The organism is Thalassobacillus cyri, from assembly GCF_900107755.1.
Taxonomy (GTDB): Bacteria; Bacillota; Bacilli; order Bacillales; family Halobacillaceae; genus Thalassobacillus; species Thalassobacillus cyri.
On the sequence record NZ_FNQR01000016.1, the window covers coordinates 55,546 to 72,768 of the forward strand.

Here is a 17,223-nt window from a genome sequence, read left to right on the forward strand (position 1 = left end):
TCCTTTACAGTTTGCGTGTCCTTATTCTACCACATCCTCGGTCAGTGTCAGAATAGTTCAATTAATAGAAAGGCGCTCTGACGGTCATTTGTCAGAGCGCTTAATGGTTTTTAGGATAAACGAGGATCAGCCAACAGGCGTTCCATCTCTTCCATATGATGCGTTTCATCAGCAATCATATCATCAAGCTTTACGACCAGTTCGGTAAGGCCTAGTTCCTCTGCCTGCTTTTTACGTGTTTCGTAGCGGTTGATCGTGTCTTCCTCTGACTTACGTGCTTCTTCCAGCATATCCTTGACGTTTGTAAACTGTTTGACTTCTGCCGGCGTAGTCGTCGGAGTACCACCTAAGATCTTTATTTTTTCCGATAGATACAGAGCGTGGCCTTGTTCGTCACCGATTTCCCCTTCGAAAAATGGCTTTAGCACAGAGTAGTAAAGCCCATCCACAGTAGATGCATTGTAGGTATACATGATAGCCGCGGCATATTCATTCGCTAAATCTTCATTTAAACCTTCAATTAATTCTTTCATTTTTTCATCCATTGATTATCACCCTTTCGATTATTCTTCATCCACAGGTAATATTCCCTGGATTGTTTTTAATAAACGTAGTAGTGGGTATCGTAATGAAGAATAGAGGTGTTAGGGATGTTGACACAAAAACAACGGTACTTTCTGGCTGCTATGGTAATCCTGGCATTGCTCTCTGTTGTCATTTTCACGATGGAAGTGAAAGGGAATGGGAAACCGGCCATCGACCGCTGGGCGAATCAGTTTGTTGCTGACATCGAAGGCACAAGTATCGAAGCCATTTTCCGTTGGGTTACAGAATTAGGCTCAAGCATAGCTTTATATACGATTGCAATTATCTTTGGCCTGGTGCTGTGGCTGTATTTTAAAGATCTGATTGCAGGGATTATGCTTGTGCTCGGGGTGGCGGTCGGTTATGGTGCCAATTTCTTAATCAAGCATTTGGTAGAGCGGGAACGCCCCCGTATATTGGAGAGCGTCGATGGAACAGGGTTGAGTTATCCCAGCGGACACGCCATGGTTTCAATGGTTACTTATGGACTCTTGATTTATTTTTTAATAGGAAAATTGAACAATATGAAAACTGCCATCTGGATGATCGCTTCAGGCATGGTATTGATTTTATTGATAGGGTTCAGCCGCTACATCCTGCGGGTGCATTATCTGACCGATGTGGTAGCTGGATTCAGTTTCGGTATCCTTGTGGTGGTCATCTGGCTTTCTATCTATCATTGGGTAAAAAAAAGAAAATAATCATCTCCGTCTTAAGGCGGAGAAGAAACCATTCCTCCGTGCGTTACTGCCCGGGGGTTTTTTTGTGATAATAAAGACAAGGAAGGATCCTGGAAAGAAGGGATTAAAGACATAAATGTCTAATTTACAAAAGATAGAGATAAAAAGGGATGAGCGATGATGAGAAAAGGATGGTTACAATTTCTGCTTGCTTTTTTGTTGATAGCAGTTGGCATTATACTGGTGCTGGAGAACCTCGGAGTAATTGAAAAAACGTTGTATTTTTCCTGGGGCATCATTATTGCGGCCTGCTTGACAATTATAGGGCTAAAGCTTTGGTGGGACCGCATCACCGGCAACGGTGGCTCATGGATGGCAGGGTCTTTCCTGTTCATTTATGGAGTATTGGTGCTGCTGGGTAAGGTAAATGTTATTCCGTTCACTTTCGGAGATGTGCTGCAATTATGGCCGCTGTTGTTCATCTATATCGGATTTGGGATATTTCTTGGCGGCAGCAAACCAAAATTCCGGGTAGAGGTAGATACGAATGGCGGGGATGGGAAAGCTGCAAAAAAGAAACATAAAAAACAACACATGGTAATCGGCGATCATCAATATACTGCAGATAACTGGAAAGTAGAGCCAATGGAGCTGCGCAATGTGGTCGGCGACTATCATTTTGATTTTACGAAAGCTTTCATTCCTGAAGAAGATACTCCGATTTCCGTGAAGGGATGGGCTGGAGATATTAAGATGCTGATGCCCGAGCATCTGGAATTTCGTATTGAAGCATTCGTGAAAGCAGGCAATATTTCCATCCTGGGGAAAAAGACAGATGGCATCAACCGTACGGTGTCTTATGAGACGCCAGGCTACCAGGAAGCGACACGGAGGTTGACGGTCGCTATTGAATTAAAGGCCGGCGATATCCGGGTCGATAAAGTATAGGAGCGGATGAATATGTTGAAGCGGTTGAGCAGTATCCGATACAGCTTTATAAGATCTCATTTATTCGGTTTAATATTGAACACGTTCGTCCTCCTTGCGGTGCTGTTGTCGATTCATGTTTGGTTTTCACCGTCATGGCTGTCGCCGGGGGCTATTCTTTTGTTTATGTCTGTTTACTTTTTGCTTGGCCTGTTTATGTCTTTTTATGCAGGCTTCCGGTCAAGTGGAGATCTGAAAGACCGGATTGACAGTTTATCAACCGTCATTACCCATCTCGCGAGGGGCAATTTCAAAACGAAGGTATTATTCAGTGAAGAAGATGAAATTGCCAGGATTGGTGGAGAATTGAATGAGCTTGGCGGAAAACTGCAGGAGCAAAAGGAGTCATTGGTACGGTTGGCGGATGAGAAAGCAGAACTGGCAAAAAAAGCCCATAGTGCCGCGACCATTGAAGAGCGTCAACGGCTGGCCCGTGATTTACATGATGCGGTAAGCCAGCAGTTATTCGCATTGACCATGATGTCTCAGGCTGCGGTAAGAATGTTTGATAAAAAGCCGGAAAAAGCGAAACAGCAGCTGGAAGAAATCACTTCCATGGCGCTGCAGGCACAAACAGAGATGCGGGCATTATTATTGCATCTTCGTCCTGTTCATTTATCAGGAGAACCTCTAGCGACGGGGATCAAGCGGCTGGTAGAGGAATTGGAACAGAAATGTCCGATCCATTTTCACCTCCATCTGGAAGAAACAGAGGTTTTTTCTCAAACAATCGAAGAGCATTTGTTCCGTATCGTCCAGGAAGCACTTTCTAATATTCTGCGTCATTCTAATGCAACAGAGGTAAAAGTGACAGTAAACAGGAAAAACAAGGAACTATTTTTACATATTGGAGATAATGGCGTCGGTTTCGATACCGCTGAAAAAGAAACGATTGTTGCTTCCTACGGATTGAAGACGATGAAAGAAAGAACCGAGGAAATCGGGGGAGCCTTTGCCATCCGCTCACGGGAAGGTGAAGGGACGCATATTGATATTCGTGTGCCATTACGGGAAGTGAAGGGGGAGATTGGATGATACGGGTAGTGGTGGTGGATGACCATGATGTTGTACGAAAAGGAGTCATCGCTTATCTGAACACGGAAGACGAGCTTGATATTGTCGGTGAAGCCTCGAGCGGATATGAAGGAGCAGCATTGGTGGCAGAACTGAAGCCGGATGTGGTATTGATGGATCTGATCATGGAGAATGGGACCGGGATTGAGGCTACTGAAACAATCATGGCCGATCATCCGGGTTGCAAAGTGATCATATTGACAAGCTATTATGACGATGAAAAGGTATTTCCGGCTTTAGAAGCAGGCGCGTTCAGCTACATGCTGAAGACATCTTCTGCGGATGAAATAGCGGGTGCGATCAAAAAAGCATACCGTGGCGAAAATACAATCGAACCGAAGGTACAAAGCAAAATGATGAATCGCTTTCGATCTTCAGAAAAGAAACCCCATGACGAGTTGACGCAAAGGGAACTGGAAGTATTGTTATGTATCGGTGAAGGAATGACGAATCAGGAAATCAGCGATTCCCTTTATATCGGTATCAAGACGGTCAAAACCCATGTCAGCAATATCCTCAGTAAACTCGGCGTTCACGACCGTACCCAGGCGGCAGTCTATGCTCATAAGAATCGATTATTGAAAAAGATATAAATAAAAAGAAGCCGAGCGGACGTGAAAATCCGGCTTGTGAGCGATCAATTTAGCTGAATTTACGATTAAATTGCAAGTGAATATGAAAAGTGAGCGGCCTCATGCCGCTCACTTTTTTATTCATCTACAAATTGAACCATATGGTATTGCGTAATATAAGCATTCCCATCAATGAAGGAAGGTTTTTTGCCGTGATTTGGTCCGGAGTTTTGATGTGCCTTCTCAAAAGATTGGGAATTCTTCCAGTCCTCAAAATCATTTTCATTTCGCCACTGAGTCAATACGACATAGGTGTTTCCCTTTAAAGGACGGAGAATGCGCAAGGCCTGGAAACCTTCCATTTGTTCAACGCCGCCTTTGCGGTTTTTAAAACGATCTTCAAAAACTGGACGACCTTCATCACTGACCGGAATGTTATTCATTACCACGAACCCGTCGGGCTTCATTTCACCTACAGCTTCTACGGTTTCATATTCCCGTCCTTCTTCGAATATGGACGGTTCACCTTCATGGTAAGCGACTGTCTTGTCCTCGTCTTGCATGAAAAAGAGTGTAGTTTCTGGGTGTTTCTTATCTAGATTTGCTAAATAGTTTGGTGTACCATTTGTCATAGAAACTTTCATTTGCACATTTCCCCTTTCCATTATAAATTCAGTGTAGCAATGAAAGAATTGAAAAAACAAGTTAAAACCCATACAGGAAAGATAGAAGAAAGGATGCACAAACCTTGAAGATATGGAATGACAGCAAAAGACCACCCACCAGGATGAAACGTCTCAAGAAGAAGCGTTATAAATGGGCAGCGATTGTCGCGCTTAGTGTTGTACTATTAGCGGTGCTTGGTTATCTGACCATCCTGTTTGGCGGAATTTTGGTAGCCGATAAAGAAAAGCTTGTATTGAATGACGCTACGACAGTCGAGTTGGAAAATGGAGAAGTGATTGAGCGGATATATACAGAAAATCGCACCTTGATATCCATTGATGAAGTTCCTGATCATGTTGAAGATGCTTTTATTGCCGTCGAGGACGCCCGCTTTTATGAACACGGCGGGATTGATCCTCGTGCAATCATCCGTGCGCTGTACAAGGACTTGATTGCAATGAAAAAGGTGGAGGGCGGCAGTACGATTACGATGCAGCTTGCCAAAAATTTATTTTTGTCCAACGATAAAACGTGGATGAGAAAAACAAAGGAAGTCATGGCCGCTCTTTATTTAGAGCGGAATTATACTAAAAAAGAAATACTGGAGCTCTATTTGAACCGCATCTATTTTGGCAAAGGAATTTATGGGATTGAACAGGCCTCGCAGACTTTTTACAGCAAGCCTGCTTCTGAAATGACCATTTCCGAAGGGGCGATGCTGGCGGGGATGCCGAAAGCTCCGAATACGTATTCTCCGCTCGATAATCCTGAAGAAGCAGTGAAGCGCCGGAATGTTGTATTGAGCCGGATGCATGATGTTGGCATGATTACTTCCGAGCAGATGCTGCAGCTTCAAGGTAAGACATTGGAAGTGAATCATCAGGAACAGGAGGAGCAGAAATGGTCGAATAGTTATGTGGATCTCGTTATCCGGGAAGCGGCTGGACGCTACAATATCAGTCGTGATGAACTGAAACGTGGCGGCTACCGCATCGTAACCGGTATGGATCCGGACATTCAGAAAATCGCCTATGATCAGATGCAAAATGGAGAGTATGCCCCTGGTTCTGTGGAAGGTGTGCAAGGAGCATTCACGTTGATGGATGCAGATAGTGGAGCGGTTGTTGCTGCTATCGGCGGCCGTGATTTTGAACATGGTGGCATGAACCGTTCGAATGTCCGGCGCGCTCCCGGATCGACCATCAAACCATTATCGGTCTATGGACCGGCGATGGAAGCGGGGTATCATCCATATTCCTTATTGGTGGATAGGCCGATGAAATTTGGCAAGTATCAACCAAAGAACTATGATGGTAATTATGAAGGAATCGTCTCGCTATACCAGGCTCTAGTGGAGTCTAAAAACGTCTCTGCTGTTTGGCTGCTCGATCAGATTGGAATCGATACATCCAAGGAGTACTTGAAAAAGCTTAATCTTGAAACGAATGATAGCGGGCTTTCACTTGCACTTGGTGGTCTTGAGCATGGGTACACACCAGTCCAGATGGTCGAAGCTTATCGAGCATTTGCCAAAGGCGGCAAAGCCATTGATGCCTACACGATCAAAAAGATAGAAGACCGCAACGGCAAAGTCATAGAAGAGATGAAACCGGAAGAGCGGAAAGTTTTTTCCTCACAGGTAGCCTGGAATATCACCGAGATGCTCCAGCGAGTCGTTACTCATGGAACTGGAACAGCTGGCAATTATGGAAAAGCATTAGCCGGAAAAACAGGTACCCAGCAGCATGATTCTGTAGCAGGAAAAAATAAAGACGTGTGGTTTGCCGGCTACACCCCCGAATATGTCGGCAGTGTATGGATGGGGTATGATTCTTCCGGAAAAGATCACTACCTGGAAGGTGGAAGCAGTTATCCGACAGCCATGATGAAGTCGATATTGACGGAAATCGATCGCCAGAAAGGGTTGAGTGCAAGTTTCCAGAAACCAGAGAAAGTGAAAGAAGTGCCGCCGCCGATGCAGCTTCCTGTAATCGACGATCTAAAGGTGAACTTTGAAGTTGGGGGCGTCTCCCTGGTGAGAGGAAGATTGTCCTGGACACCGGCACAGGATGATCGAGTTGTCTATCGGGTCTACCGGGATGAACCTGGAGTCGATACGCGAATTGGCGAAGTGACTGGCGAGGGTTCCTATACCGTGAATCCAAGTGATGTTTTTAAGCGAAATACCTATTATGTCGTTCCTTATGATCCACTGACAAAAATGGAAGGGGAACCGTCCAATAAAGCAGTATTGGAATGGTAGCAGCTTAAAAAGTACAAAATGGTGACAAAAATCATCAATTACTATGTAGATAGTAAAAAAGTGTTATAGTGGAATACGGATAAAAAGTATGACAGCTGAGCAAAGAAGTGGTCCAGCCGGAAGCACGATGCTTCTGTTCATCCCGCTTAGATCAACATATAGTAAAGGGGTAATTTTGCATGACAAGACAGATCAACGATACGATTTTGAAAGCTTTCCGTGGGGAAACGACCGATTACACACCGGTCTGGTATATGCGTCAGGCAGGACGTTCCCAGCCTGAGTACCGCCAGCTGAAGGAGAAATATTCTTTGTTTGAAATCACCCATCAGCCGGAGCTGTGTGCGTATGTAACAAGGCTGCCGGTTGAGCAATACGGTGTCGATGCAGCGATCCTATATAAGGACATCATGTCGCCATTACCAGCGATTGGTGTCGATGTGGATATCGTGAAAGGCGTTGGTCCAGTCATCGATAATCCGATCGCGTCCAAAGCAGATGTGGAGAAATTGGGTACCATTGATCCCGAATCCGATGTTCCATACGTAATGGACACGATTCGCCTGTTGACGAAGGAACAGCTGGATGTCCCGTTGATCGGCTTCAGCGGAGCTCCATTTACCCTGGCAAGCTATATGATTGAGGGTGGACCGTCGAAAAATTATAATAAAACAAAGTCATTGATGTACAGCGACTCCGAAACGTGGTTCTTATTGATGGATAAACTGGCGGATATGACGATCGATTATGTCAGAGGTCAAGTGAACGCCGGGGCAAAAGCGATTCAAATTTTCGATTCCTGGGTAGGTGCCTTGAACCAGGAAGATTACCGTACTTTCATCAAGCCGGTAATGCACCGGATTTTTTCAACATTACAGGAAGAAGGCGTACCATTGATCCTGTTCGGCGTCGGAGCACGGCACTTGATTACGGAATGGAACGACCTGCCGGTTGATGTCCTTGGGCTGGATTGGAGAATGTCAATTACGGAAGCGAGAAATGCAGGAATTACAAAACCGCTCCAGGGAAATCTGGATCCGTCCCTGCTTTTATCCGACTGGCATGTCATTGAGGAACGTGCAAAGCGGATCATCGATGAGGGGAAAGAGAACCCCGCCCACATCTTCAATCTGGGCCATGGCGTCACTCCGGACATAAAACCGGAAACGTTGAAACGATTGACGCAATTGATCCACGAATACTCCAGCAGAAATTAAGAGGTGAAATATAATGGCTAAAAAACAGATAGGGCTGCTGGTGATGGCTTATGGCACCCCATATAAAGAAGAAGACTTGGAACGTTACTATACGCATATCCGCCGTGGGCGTAAGCCATCCGAAGAGATGCTCCTGGATTTGCGGGACCGCTACGATGCAATTGGGGGAATTTCTCCACTGGCTCGTATCACGGAAAATCAGGGAAAAGCGATTGAAGCGAAGCTGAATGATATACAGGACGATGTGGAATTCAAACTTTACCTTGGTCTTAAGCATATCGAGCCATTTGTCGAAGATGCGGTTGCTAAAATGGCCGAAGATGGAATCAAAGAAGCAGTCTCTCTTGTACTGGCCCCTCATTATTCTACTTTCAGTGTGAAATCTTATAATGGACGCGCCCAGGAAGAGGCGGCGAAACATGATTTGACCATCAAATCTGTAGAGAGCTGGTATGATAAGCCAGGCTTCATCGATTATTGGAAAGAACAGATTAATGCTGTGTATACCAAGATGAATGAAGCAGAAAAGGAAAAGGCGTGTTTGATCGTTTCCGCGCACAGTCTGCCGGAAAAAATCCTTCAGGGCGGCGACCCTTATCCAGACCAATTGAAAAGAACAGCAGACTTGATCGCCGATGCTTCAGGCATCACACAGTATGAAATTGGCTGGCAAAGTGAAGGGAACACCCCCGATCCATGGCTTGGTCCGGACGTCCAGGATTTGACCAGAGATCTTTACCATGAAAAAGGCTACCGATCCTTCGTCTATGCGCCGGTCGGTTTCGTTTCCGATCATTTGGAAGTACTTTATGATAATGATTATGAATGTAAAGTTGTTTGTGAGGAAGTCGGTGCCAAGTACTATCGTCCGGAAATGCCAAATACTCATCCTAGGTTCATTGAAACTTTAGCTGAAGTAGTTTTGGAAAAAGTGAAAGAATAGGGGATGTACATGTCAGAAGCTAAACAAATTGCAGTTGTAGGCGGCGGGATCTCCGGTCTTGCAGCTGCCTACTACTTACAAAAAGAAATCAAGCATCAAGAGCTTCCTTACGAAGTGAAGCTTGTAGAAGCAAGTGATCAATTGGGCGGAAAAATTCGTACAGAACAAAGAGATGGCTTTACGATAGAGCGAGGGCCCGACTCATTTCTGGCCCGGAAAAAAAGTGCTTCGGAACTTGCCGCTGATGTAGGACTGGGAGATCAGCTTGTGCCGAATGGCACTGGCCAATCCTACATTTTAGTGAAAAACAAACTGCATAAAATGCCAAGTGGATCGTTCATGGGAATTCCGACAAAAGTACGGCCTTTCCTTTTTTCCAGTTTATTTTCTCCTGTTGGAAAAGTGAAGGCGGCAAAGGATTTCGTCAAGTCGAAAGGGGAACCGCAGGATGATCAATCGCTCGGTCATTTCTTCCGTGGCCGTCTGGGTGATGAGGTCGTCGAAAATCTGATTGAACCGTTGCTTTCAGGTATTTATGCCGGCGATATCGACAACTTGAGCTTGATGTCCACCTTCCCTAACTTTTATCATCTTGAGCAGGAATATGGCAGTCTGATCAAAGGCTTGAATGAAAAGATGCCCAATCGCAAGCCTGCTAAAAAAGGTCAAAAACCAAGCATGTTTTTGACGTTGAGAGATGGATTGGAATCCTTGGTCAATGCCGTTGCCGGTCAGCTCGAAGATGATACGGTCTGTACCAATACAGCAGTTGATCATATAGAGAATAAAGGCAGCTATTATCACTTGCTGCTAAGTGATGGAACGGTCATGAAAGCTGACTCCATCATTCTGGCTGCACCGCATTTGGCTACGGAGCGTATGCTGAGCAAGTATGATTTCATGAAGCCCTTCCAGGAGATGCCTGCAACTTCTGTTGCCAACGTAGCACTCGCTTTTGATGAATCGGCTATCAAAAAAGACATCGATGGCACAGGTTTCGTTGTTTCCCGTAACAGTGATTTTCGGATTACTGCATGCACCTGGACACATAAAAAATGGCCACATTCCACACCAAAAGGCAAAGTGCTGCTTCGTTGCTATGTCGGTAAACCGGATGATCAAGCGGTCGTTGATTTATCTGATCAGGAAATCATCGATATCGTCCTCAAAGACTTGAATAAAACAATGAATATCACCGCAGAACCGGAATTTTCAGTAATTACCCGCTGGAAAAACGCCATGCCTCAATATACGGTAGGTCATAAACAGCGAATGGAAGAAATCCACCAAGCCATGGCACAGGAGCTTCCAGGAGTATACCTCGCTGGAGGATCTTATCATGGCGTTGGCGTACCTGATTGTATCGACCAGGGGAAAGATGCAGTCGGAAAGGTATTAAACTTTTTGCAAAATAAATAAATGATAAAGTGGTCTGATATATAACTGAATCGTTCAGATAACTTGGAGAAACTGTATAAATAGTAAGTTAAATCGAGTAGGAAAGCTTAAAAGTTTCTACTCGTTTTTTTATTTGGCACGGTGAACGAAAGGGGATAGCAAGGTCAGGAGCTTTCCAATTTTAGGAGAGGTTATAGACGGCATATTTACAATCACACAGCAAATACTACAGATGACCATCCACAAATAGAAAGAGGTTATCTTATGAAAAAGCTTTTAACAAGGGTAATGTCTCTGTTTTTAATGACATTTTTAATCGCCTGCGCCGCTGATAATGATCAGGGATTGCAGGATATGAATAATGATATGCAGCGGGTTAATTATGGCCCGGGTGATGCCACTCCTGACCGGAATGAGATGCAGCGTGATGAATATCGTTTCTTTACTGGTTTCGATTTAGGTGAATACCGTACCCAGCGGGACTACAACCCGAACTGGAACGGTGGCGATACTGCCGCGCCTGACAGAGGTAATGATAACGCACCGCAGCAAAATCAGGCGCAGCCAGAACAGAATCAGACACAGCCGAAGCAGAACCAGCCTCAAGGGGATATTAACGATATCCAGCGGCAGGTTGTCGAGTTGACCAACCAGGAACGAAAAAAGAATGGGTTGAAACCACTGAAAATCGATCAAGAAGTGACGGAAGTAGCACAAGAAAAGTCAGAGGACATGTCGGAGAACGATTATTTTTCCCATAACTCTCCGACTTATGGCAGCCCATTCGATATGATGAAAGACTTCGGGGTCGACTATACGCGAGCGGCTGAGAATATCGCAGCCGGTCAGCAGACTCCTGAGAGTGTCGTGGATGGCTGGATGAACAGTGCCGGGCATAGGAAAAATATTTTGAATGGTCAATTGACTCATATCGGTGTCGGATATGACAAAGATGGAAACTATTGGACCCAAATGTTTATCAGAAAATAGGTGTAGTAAAAAGAATTCCGTTTTAATGGCGGAATTCTTTTTTTGATGGTTAGGAAATTATAAATTTTCTTTTTGTGCTGGTAGTGGTGGTCCCAGCTTCAGAGCCGACCCCCCCTCGAGGTCTTAAGCTTGTCGGGGGTGAGCAAGGCGCTTGCGCTTTTGTTCATACAGTATATTTGTTATAGTCCTATTAATACACATCACAAAAAAATGGGACAGCTATATAACAGCTGTCCCGACAGGAAGGATATCAAAGCAAAAGGTTATTGATATAACAGCACTTAGCGTGCTGGGTGATCACACTCATCGCAAAGGTTTCCGTAGCAATCCGCTTTCTCATCAATGGCATTACCGCAGCTCACACACTGTTTACGTGGTAGATTTTTAAAGAATTCAACAATACTCATCATGAAAAATCGCCTCCTGAAAATGTGTTTAGAATTAGTATACCCATATTGTATTATAACAAAACTAATAAATCAATAGGCTGTTATAAAACAATGTCAAAATAGTAAAAATGATGGTAATAGGAGGAATGACTATGAAGATGACGGTCATTGGTTATTGGGGAGCTTATCCCGCCATAGAAAGCGCGACCTCATGCTATTTATATGAACAAGATGGCTTCCGGTTACTGGTGGATTGTGGCAGCGGCTGTTTGTCCAGGCTGCAAAAATTCATGGTTCCAACCAGCCTGGATGCGGTACTTATTTCCCACTATCATCACGATCATGTAGCAGACATTGGTGTTTTACAATATGCCTGGCTGGTACAGAATACGCTGAAAGGTGCCAAAAAGAAGCTGCCGATTTACGGGCATCCTTACGATACAGGTAAGTTTGAGAGTCTGAGTCATCAGTTTACAGAAGGAATCACATACGATCCTGGCCGGCGCCTGAAAGTTGGTCCTTTTACGGTTGATTTTCATGAAACCCATCACCCTGTGCCTTGTTATGGAATGCGGATTTCAGATGGAGAAAAGAAAATCGTATATACGGCTGATACCAGTTTTTCCGAGGACTGGATTTCATTTGCCCAAGACACAGACCTGTTAATTGCCGATACGAATTTTTACAAAGGGATGGATGGTGCAGGACCTGGCCATATGACCAGCGAAGAGGGAGGCAAGCTGGCAAGTGGAGCGGGAGTGAAGGAACTGCTGCTGAGTCACCTGCCTCATTTCGGTGAACACCGTCAATTGGTCGAAGAAGCAAAAGAAAGGTACGAGGGGACCGTTTCCCTGGCGCATGAAGGATGGACATGGAGCTCCCATTGAATCTGATCCCAATGAATTGTTTCTTTAGCGGAATTTCATTACAATGGAAGGTGGCAGAATAAAAAAGGGGCTGATTGTAATGCTTTTTATCGATAATGAAGGGATCAATGACCCACGGATCAATCTCGCTATTGAAGAATATGCATTGAAAAACCTGGATATCAATGAGACATACTTACTGTTCTATATCAATAAACCATCAATCATAATTGGAAAGAATCAGAACACGGTGGAAGAAATCAATACCGATTATGTGGAAGAAAACGGAATCCATGTGGTTCGCCGTCTGTCTGGTGGCGGAGCAGTCTATCATGATCTTGGAAATTTGAATTTCAGTTTCATCACGAAGGATGACGGAGACAGCTTCCATGATTTCGCTAAGTTCACAGAGCCAGTTACGAAGGCACTTAAGAAACTGGGTGTGGAAGCAGAGCTTTCCGGCCGGAATGATATCACTGTTGAGGGGCGGAAAATTTCCGGGAACGCCCAGTTCTCTACACGAGGCAGAATGTTCAGCCATGGTACATTGATGTTCGACTCAGAGGTCGAGCATGTGGTGAAATCCTTGAATGTCAAAACCGAGAAAATCAAATCCAAAGGTATCAAGTCGATTCGCAGCCGGGTTGCTAATATTTCTGAATACCTGGAAGAAAAAATTACAATGGACGAGTTTAAGCGCATGATTCTTCGCTATATTTTTGATGTAGAAGATGTGAAAGACGTACCACAATACAAACTGACAGATGAAGATTGGAAAGCGATTCATCAATTGTCCGAAGAACGCTACCAAAACTGGGAATGGAATTACGGAAAGTCTCCGAAGTTCAATATTCAGCATACGAAGCGGATTGAAGGAGCAGGCAGCTATGATGTTCGTCTGGATGTCGCAAAAGGGGTCATAAAAAATGCGAAGATATACGGCGACTTTTTCGGTGTCGGCGATATTAGTGAAATCGAAGAGCGGCTAATTGAAACAAAATACGAGAAAAGTGCGATTGATCAAGCACTTGCTGATGTAGATATTGCCCATTATCTTGGTAAAATAAACAAAGAAGACTTTTTAAATATTATTTATTGATAGCTTGAAAGACCCCGTGATGAGGGGTCTTTTTTTTAAAGGGGCTTAAGAATCGGAGGTTGCAGGAAAGTTTTCAGTATTTTATAATTAGAATGAATATTTTTTACAATATGATGAATGACTATTCATTCATTTAATGGAAAAAGGGGGAATCATGCTTGAATATTAGTGATCAGTTGTCGTTGACGGCCAAGCAGCAACCGGACAAAGCAGCCTACATATTCCAGGACAAAGAAACCAGCTACCGGGAATTAGAAGGAGCCGTCACGAAATTTGCTTCCAGTTTGAAGGGGCTCGGTTATGGAAAAGGTGATCACCTGGCATTAGTGGCAGGCAACAGTCCATATTTCATCATTGGATTGTACGGAGCATTAAGGGTCGGAGCAACCGTTATCCCAATAAATCCGATCTATACGGTCGATGAAATGAGCTACATTTTGAAAAATGGTGATGTGAAAGGTGTCATCACAATGGATGTCCTGCTTGAGAAATTCGAGCATATGGATGCGGCGATTCCAGGAATTGAGCATTATTTTGTTGGGGAAACAGGTGGTAAACCGGACTGGCAACAGTCTTCGCTGGGCGAAAAAATGAAATCGTTTACAAAAACGGTGGAAGCAGGCGGACTGGAGTTGGAGCGGCCGGAGCTGGATGATGACCAAACCGCAGTCATTCTATACACCTCCGGCACTACAGGGAAGCCGAAAGGCGCCATGCTTACACATAAAAATATCTATTCCAACGCCAAAGATGTCGCTGATTATCTGGAATTTACAAATGATGATCGGGTCATCGCAGCGCTTCCGATGTTCCATGTGTTCTGTTTGACCGTGGCTTTGAATGGACCTTTGATGAACGGAGGAACAATACTGATCGTGCCGAAGTTCTCGCCACAGGAAGTTTTCAAAATTTCAAAGGAATGGCAGGCCACCGTCTTTGCAGGGGTGCCTACGATGTATAATTACCTCTTACAGACAGGCGATGGCATGGAAGAGACGTTCAAGCAAAACCGGATTTGTATTTCCGGTGGAGCTTCCATGCCAGTCGCGCTTCTGAAAGCATTCGAGAAAAAATTCGACGTCATTGTTTCGGAAGGCTATGGGTTGTCCGAAGCAAGTCCTGTCACCTGTTTCAACCCGCTTGATCGTCCAAGAAAGCCAGGTTCGATCGGGAAGAATATCAAGAATGTCGAGAACAGAGTAGTGGACGAGCTTGGCGAGGAAGTGGCACCAGGAGAAGTCGGTGAGTTGGTCGTCAAAGGACCGAATGTCATGAAAGGCTATTACAAAATGCCTGAGGAAACATCAGTAGCGATTCGAAATGGCTGGTTATATACCGGCGACATGGCGAAAATGGATGATGAAGGCTATTTCTATATCGTTGACCGCAAAAAGGATATGATTCTGGTCGGCGGCTATAACGTTTATCCGCGGGAAGTGGAAGAAGTGCTGTATGAGCATCCAAATATTTCTGAGGTAGCAGTCATCGGAGCTCCCCATCCTGATTCCGGGGAAAGCGTGATCAGCTTTGTCGTTTCTGATAATCCTGATTTAAATGAAGAACAAGTCATCACCTATTGCCGCGAACATCTTGCAAAATACAAAGTGCCGACAAGCGTCGAATTTTTAGAAGAGCTTCCTAAGAATACGACAGGTAAGATTTTACGTAAAAATCTGCGTGATAAAATCGCTCAATAAATATAAAAGAGGTCCCGTTGCGGACCTCTTTTTTGTCTCATATAACTATAAAATTGTCTCTTACCCAATGATTTTGACTCATAACTCGGAATAATTGAATAGGGCGGCGTGTCAGCAAGGAATCAGTCAACTGTCCTCATAATCCGTTTGAACACTTTTTCTTTATCGAATCCTTCACCCATGGAAAACTTTTCAATCAGATAGTTTTCCTGATCAATCAAATAAGTGAAAGAATCATGGACAATATAGTCTGTTCCACGGTCCTGGAAACGGAATCGGAAGGGTTCGGCGAAAGCTTTCGTATCTTCAAGTGAGCCACGCAGGAAAGTCCACCCCTCTTCATCAGGACTGATGGCGTACGTATCCATATATTTTTTAATCCGTTCCGGTGTATCGTTTTCAGGGTCAATGGACACGGAGATGAACTCTACTTCTTTGCCATAGACACCTTCTTCTTTCAACATTTCCCTTAAATGCATCATCCGCTGGGTAGTCAGCGGGCAGACGTCTGGACACTTGGTGTAGTAAAATTCAATCAAGCGTACTTTTGGCTCCATGTTTTCAAAATCATAGCTTTCTGCTGATACCGTTTCAAGCAGAATATCCTCTGGCAGCTGAACCCCTGAATCACGCCAAACTTCCAGATACATGATGCCAATGGTAATACCAATAGCAATGATACCAGCAAACATTGCATAATATCTTTTTTTCATAATAACTCCCCCTGCTTACGAATGGAATATATTCTTATCATACAATGTTATAGCAGGGAATATAGGGGAAACTCGTGGCGAACTGATGACAAAAGGTTGAAAATGAAATTCACAAAATCCCATTTCAATAACAATAAATTCAAATAAATGAGAATTTTATGACAGAAACTAGAAATAACGCAATGGCATTTGCGGTGTACCGCAATATTTTTTCGGTGAAGGACGAGGGGGGATATATTAGAATAAAAATATGAGTTAGTTGTTGATCACCTGATGGCGATCGGCAACTGCAATGGAAAAGCTTTTCCCAAGCTTTTTCATGGATTTAATTCCCTCACTCAAAAGTTTAACCAGTCGTCTCTTGGCCAATATCCACCGTTGGATATTGGTCCTTTTTTATCTCTTTTTTGCCCGCTGTTAAATATCAGTGTTGATTTTCCACTTATGCTCCCTTTACTGGGAGAAACTGTTTCCGTTATGGTGGTGAGCGTTTGGAGGTCCGGGAAATCACTCGCTTTCCATGGGCGTACGGTGAGCTTCCTCGGGCTAAAGCCCTGCGGGATCTCACCATGTACTATTTTCCCATAGGACTTTGAATAAGCTTCTTGAATAAACACCGCACGAAGAAAATGCGTAGCATTTTCGAGGAGTCTCGCAATTTCCCGGACCTCCTTGCATTTATAAGAGTCGGTAGGCAGAATCCTTCAAACATAGTAACAGTTACAAAGAGAGCTTGTTTCCTGCATCATTGTTGTCATGCAGTGAATGTGGAAGATATCTTCTTACAGCTTAGGGTTCGTTCCTCAAAAAAAGGATAGGGTAACGGGGAGTCTCGCCGTTTCCGTTCCCATCCAGCCAGTTTGTACTAAACGGACCCTTCAAAAGGAGAAAGAATGTAGTTGAAACCTTCATCTTGATGCATTTACAAAGGATATAAAGGTGCCAAAGTCTTCTTTCTATTATCATGGGCGGTTTTCACAAGTGTGATTTCGAGAACTTCCCATGACTAGGGGCATAGGGAAACGATGAGACTCCTGTGGGAAATGCGGGATCGCTGAGGCCCCGCAAGGCGAAGCCTGAGGAG

16 protein-coding genes are annotated in these 17,223 nt (G+C 44.3%); 12 read left to right on the forward strand and 4 right to left on the reverse strand.

Going from position 1 to position 17,223, the window contains the following annotated elements:
- Positions 1 to 110 precede the first annotated feature (110 nt).
- Entirely contained in the window at positions 111 to 545 is a 435-nt protein-coding gene (locus tag BLV00_RS16630; protein ID WP_093046091.1) for a ferritin-like domain-containing protein, read from the reverse strand.
- Positions 546 to 650: 105 nt separating this feature from the next.
- Here BLV00_RS16630 and BLV00_RS16635 point away from each other — a divergent pair, with 105 nt between their 5' ends.
- From BLV00_RS16635 to BLV00_RS16650, 4 genes are all read left to right on the forward strand, one after another.
- Positions 651 to 1,286 carry a phosphatase PAP2 family protein gene (locus BLV00_RS16635; RefSeq protein ID WP_093046092.1) on the forward strand — a complete coding sequence of 212 codons (636 nt, stop codon included), beginning with the start codon at positions 651 to 653 and terminating at the stop codon, positions 1,284 to 1,286.
- A gap of 159 nt (positions 1,287 to 1,445) precedes the next feature.
- A complete protein-coding gene (liaF, locus tag BLV00_RS16640; RefSeq protein ID WP_176791663.1) occupies positions 1,446 to 2,213 on the forward strand; it encodes a cell wall-active antibiotics response protein LiaF in 768 nt (255 codons plus the stop codon).
- A 12-nt stretch (positions 2,214 to 2,225) separates the two neighbouring features.
- Positions 2,226 to 3,287: a HAMP domain-containing sensor histidine kinase gene (locus tag BLV00_RS16645; RefSeq protein WP_093046094.1), complete on the forward strand. Its 1,062-nt coding sequence runs from the start codon at positions 2,226 to 2,228 to the stop codon at positions 3,285 to 3,287.
- Positions 3,284 to 3,919, forward strand: coding sequence for a response regulator (locus BLV00_RS16650; protein ID WP_093046095.1), 636 nt, complete (start codon positions 3,284 to 3,286; stop codon positions 3,917 to 3,919). Before BLV00_RS16645 ends, BLV00_RS16650 begins: the two co-directional genes overlap by 4 nt.
- A 116-nt stretch (positions 3,920 to 4,035) precedes the next feature.
- Here the strand turns inward: BLV00_RS16650 and BLV00_RS16655 are convergent, their stop codons facing one another.
- Positions 4,036 to 4,542, reverse strand: a complete 507-nt coding sequence (locus BLV00_RS16655) for an antibiotic biosynthesis monooxygenase family protein (protein WP_093046096.1) — start codon at positions 4,540 to 4,542, stop codon at positions 4,036 to 4,038.
- Positions 4,543 to 4,646: 104 nt separating this feature from the next.
- On the opposite strand from BLV00_RS16655, the gene BLV00_RS16660 reads away from it, so the two are divergent.
- The 5 genes from BLV00_RS16660 to BLV00_RS16680 all read left to right on the forward strand — a co-directional run bounded on the left by BLV00_RS16660 (position 4,647) and on the right by BLV00_RS16680 (position 11,375).
- Positions 4,647 to 6,827, forward strand: a complete 2,181-nt coding sequence (locus BLV00_RS16660; protein WP_342722971.1) for a transglycosylase domain-containing protein — start codon at positions 4,647 to 4,649, stop codon at positions 6,825 to 6,827.
- A 179-nt stretch (positions 6,828 to 7,006) separates the two neighbouring features.
- Positions 7,007 to 8,044, forward strand: coding sequence for a uroporphyrinogen decarboxylase (hemE, locus tag BLV00_RS16665; RefSeq protein ID WP_093046097.1), 1,038 nt, complete (start codon positions 7,007 to 7,009; stop codon positions 8,042 to 8,044).
- Positions 8,045 to 8,057: 13 nt separating this feature from the next.
- Positions 8,058 to 8,987, forward strand: a complete 930-nt coding sequence (gene hemH, locus BLV00_RS16670; RefSeq protein WP_093046098.1) for a ferrochelatase — start codon at positions 8,058 to 8,060, stop codon at positions 8,985 to 8,987.
- A gap of 9 nt (positions 8,988 to 8,996) precedes the next feature.
- Complete coding sequence (gene hemY, locus BLV00_RS16675) at positions 8,997 to 10,406, forward strand: protoporphyrinogen oxidase (protein WP_093046099.1); 1,410 nt, start codon at positions 8,997 to 8,999, stop codon at positions 10,404 to 10,406.
- A gap of 243 nt (positions 10,407 to 10,649) precedes the next feature.
- Positions 10,650 to 11,375 (forward strand): CAP domain-containing protein, encoded by a 726-nt coding sequence (locus BLV00_RS16680; protein WP_093046100.1) that lies wholly within the window; start codon positions 10,650 to 10,652, stop codon positions 11,373 to 11,375.
- 281 nt (positions 11,376 to 11,656) lie between these two features.
- Here BLV00_RS16680 and yhfH read toward each other — a convergent pair whose 3' ends face one another.
- On the reverse strand, positions 11,657 to 11,785 hold the full coding sequence (yhfH, locus tag BLV00_RS16685) for a protein YhfH (RefSeq protein WP_084315598.1): 129 nt from the start codon (positions 11,783 to 11,785) through the stop codon (positions 11,657 to 11,659).
- A 131-nt stretch (positions 11,786 to 11,916) separates the two neighbouring features.
- On the opposite strand from yhfH, the gene BLV00_RS16690 reads away from it, so the two are divergent.
- From BLV00_RS16690 to BLV00_RS16700, 3 genes are all read left to right on the forward strand, one after another.
- Entirely contained in the window at positions 11,917 to 12,651 is a 735-nt protein-coding gene (locus BLV00_RS16690) for an MBL fold metallo-hydrolase (protein WP_093046101.1), read from the forward strand.
- 79 nt (positions 12,652 to 12,730) lie between these two features.
- A complete protein-coding gene (gene lplA, locus BLV00_RS16695; RefSeq protein ID WP_093046131.1) occupies positions 12,731 to 13,729 on the forward strand; it encodes a lipoate--protein ligase in 999 nt (332 codons plus the stop codon).
- Positions 13,730 to 13,887: 158 nt separating this feature from the next.
- A complete protein-coding gene (locus BLV00_RS16700) occupies positions 13,888 to 15,426 on the forward strand; it encodes a fatty acid--CoA ligase family protein (RefSeq protein ID WP_093046102.1) in 1,539 nt (512 codons plus the stop codon).
- A gap of 122 nt (positions 15,427 to 15,548) precedes the next feature.
- On the opposite strand, the gene BLV00_RS16705 is transcribed toward BLV00_RS16700, so the two are convergent.
- Positions 15,549 to 16,139, reverse strand: coding sequence for an SCO family protein (locus BLV00_RS16705; protein WP_093046103.1), 591 nt, complete (start codon positions 16,137 to 16,139; stop codon positions 15,549 to 15,551).
- Positions 16,140 to 17,223 lie beyond the last annotated feature (1,084 nt).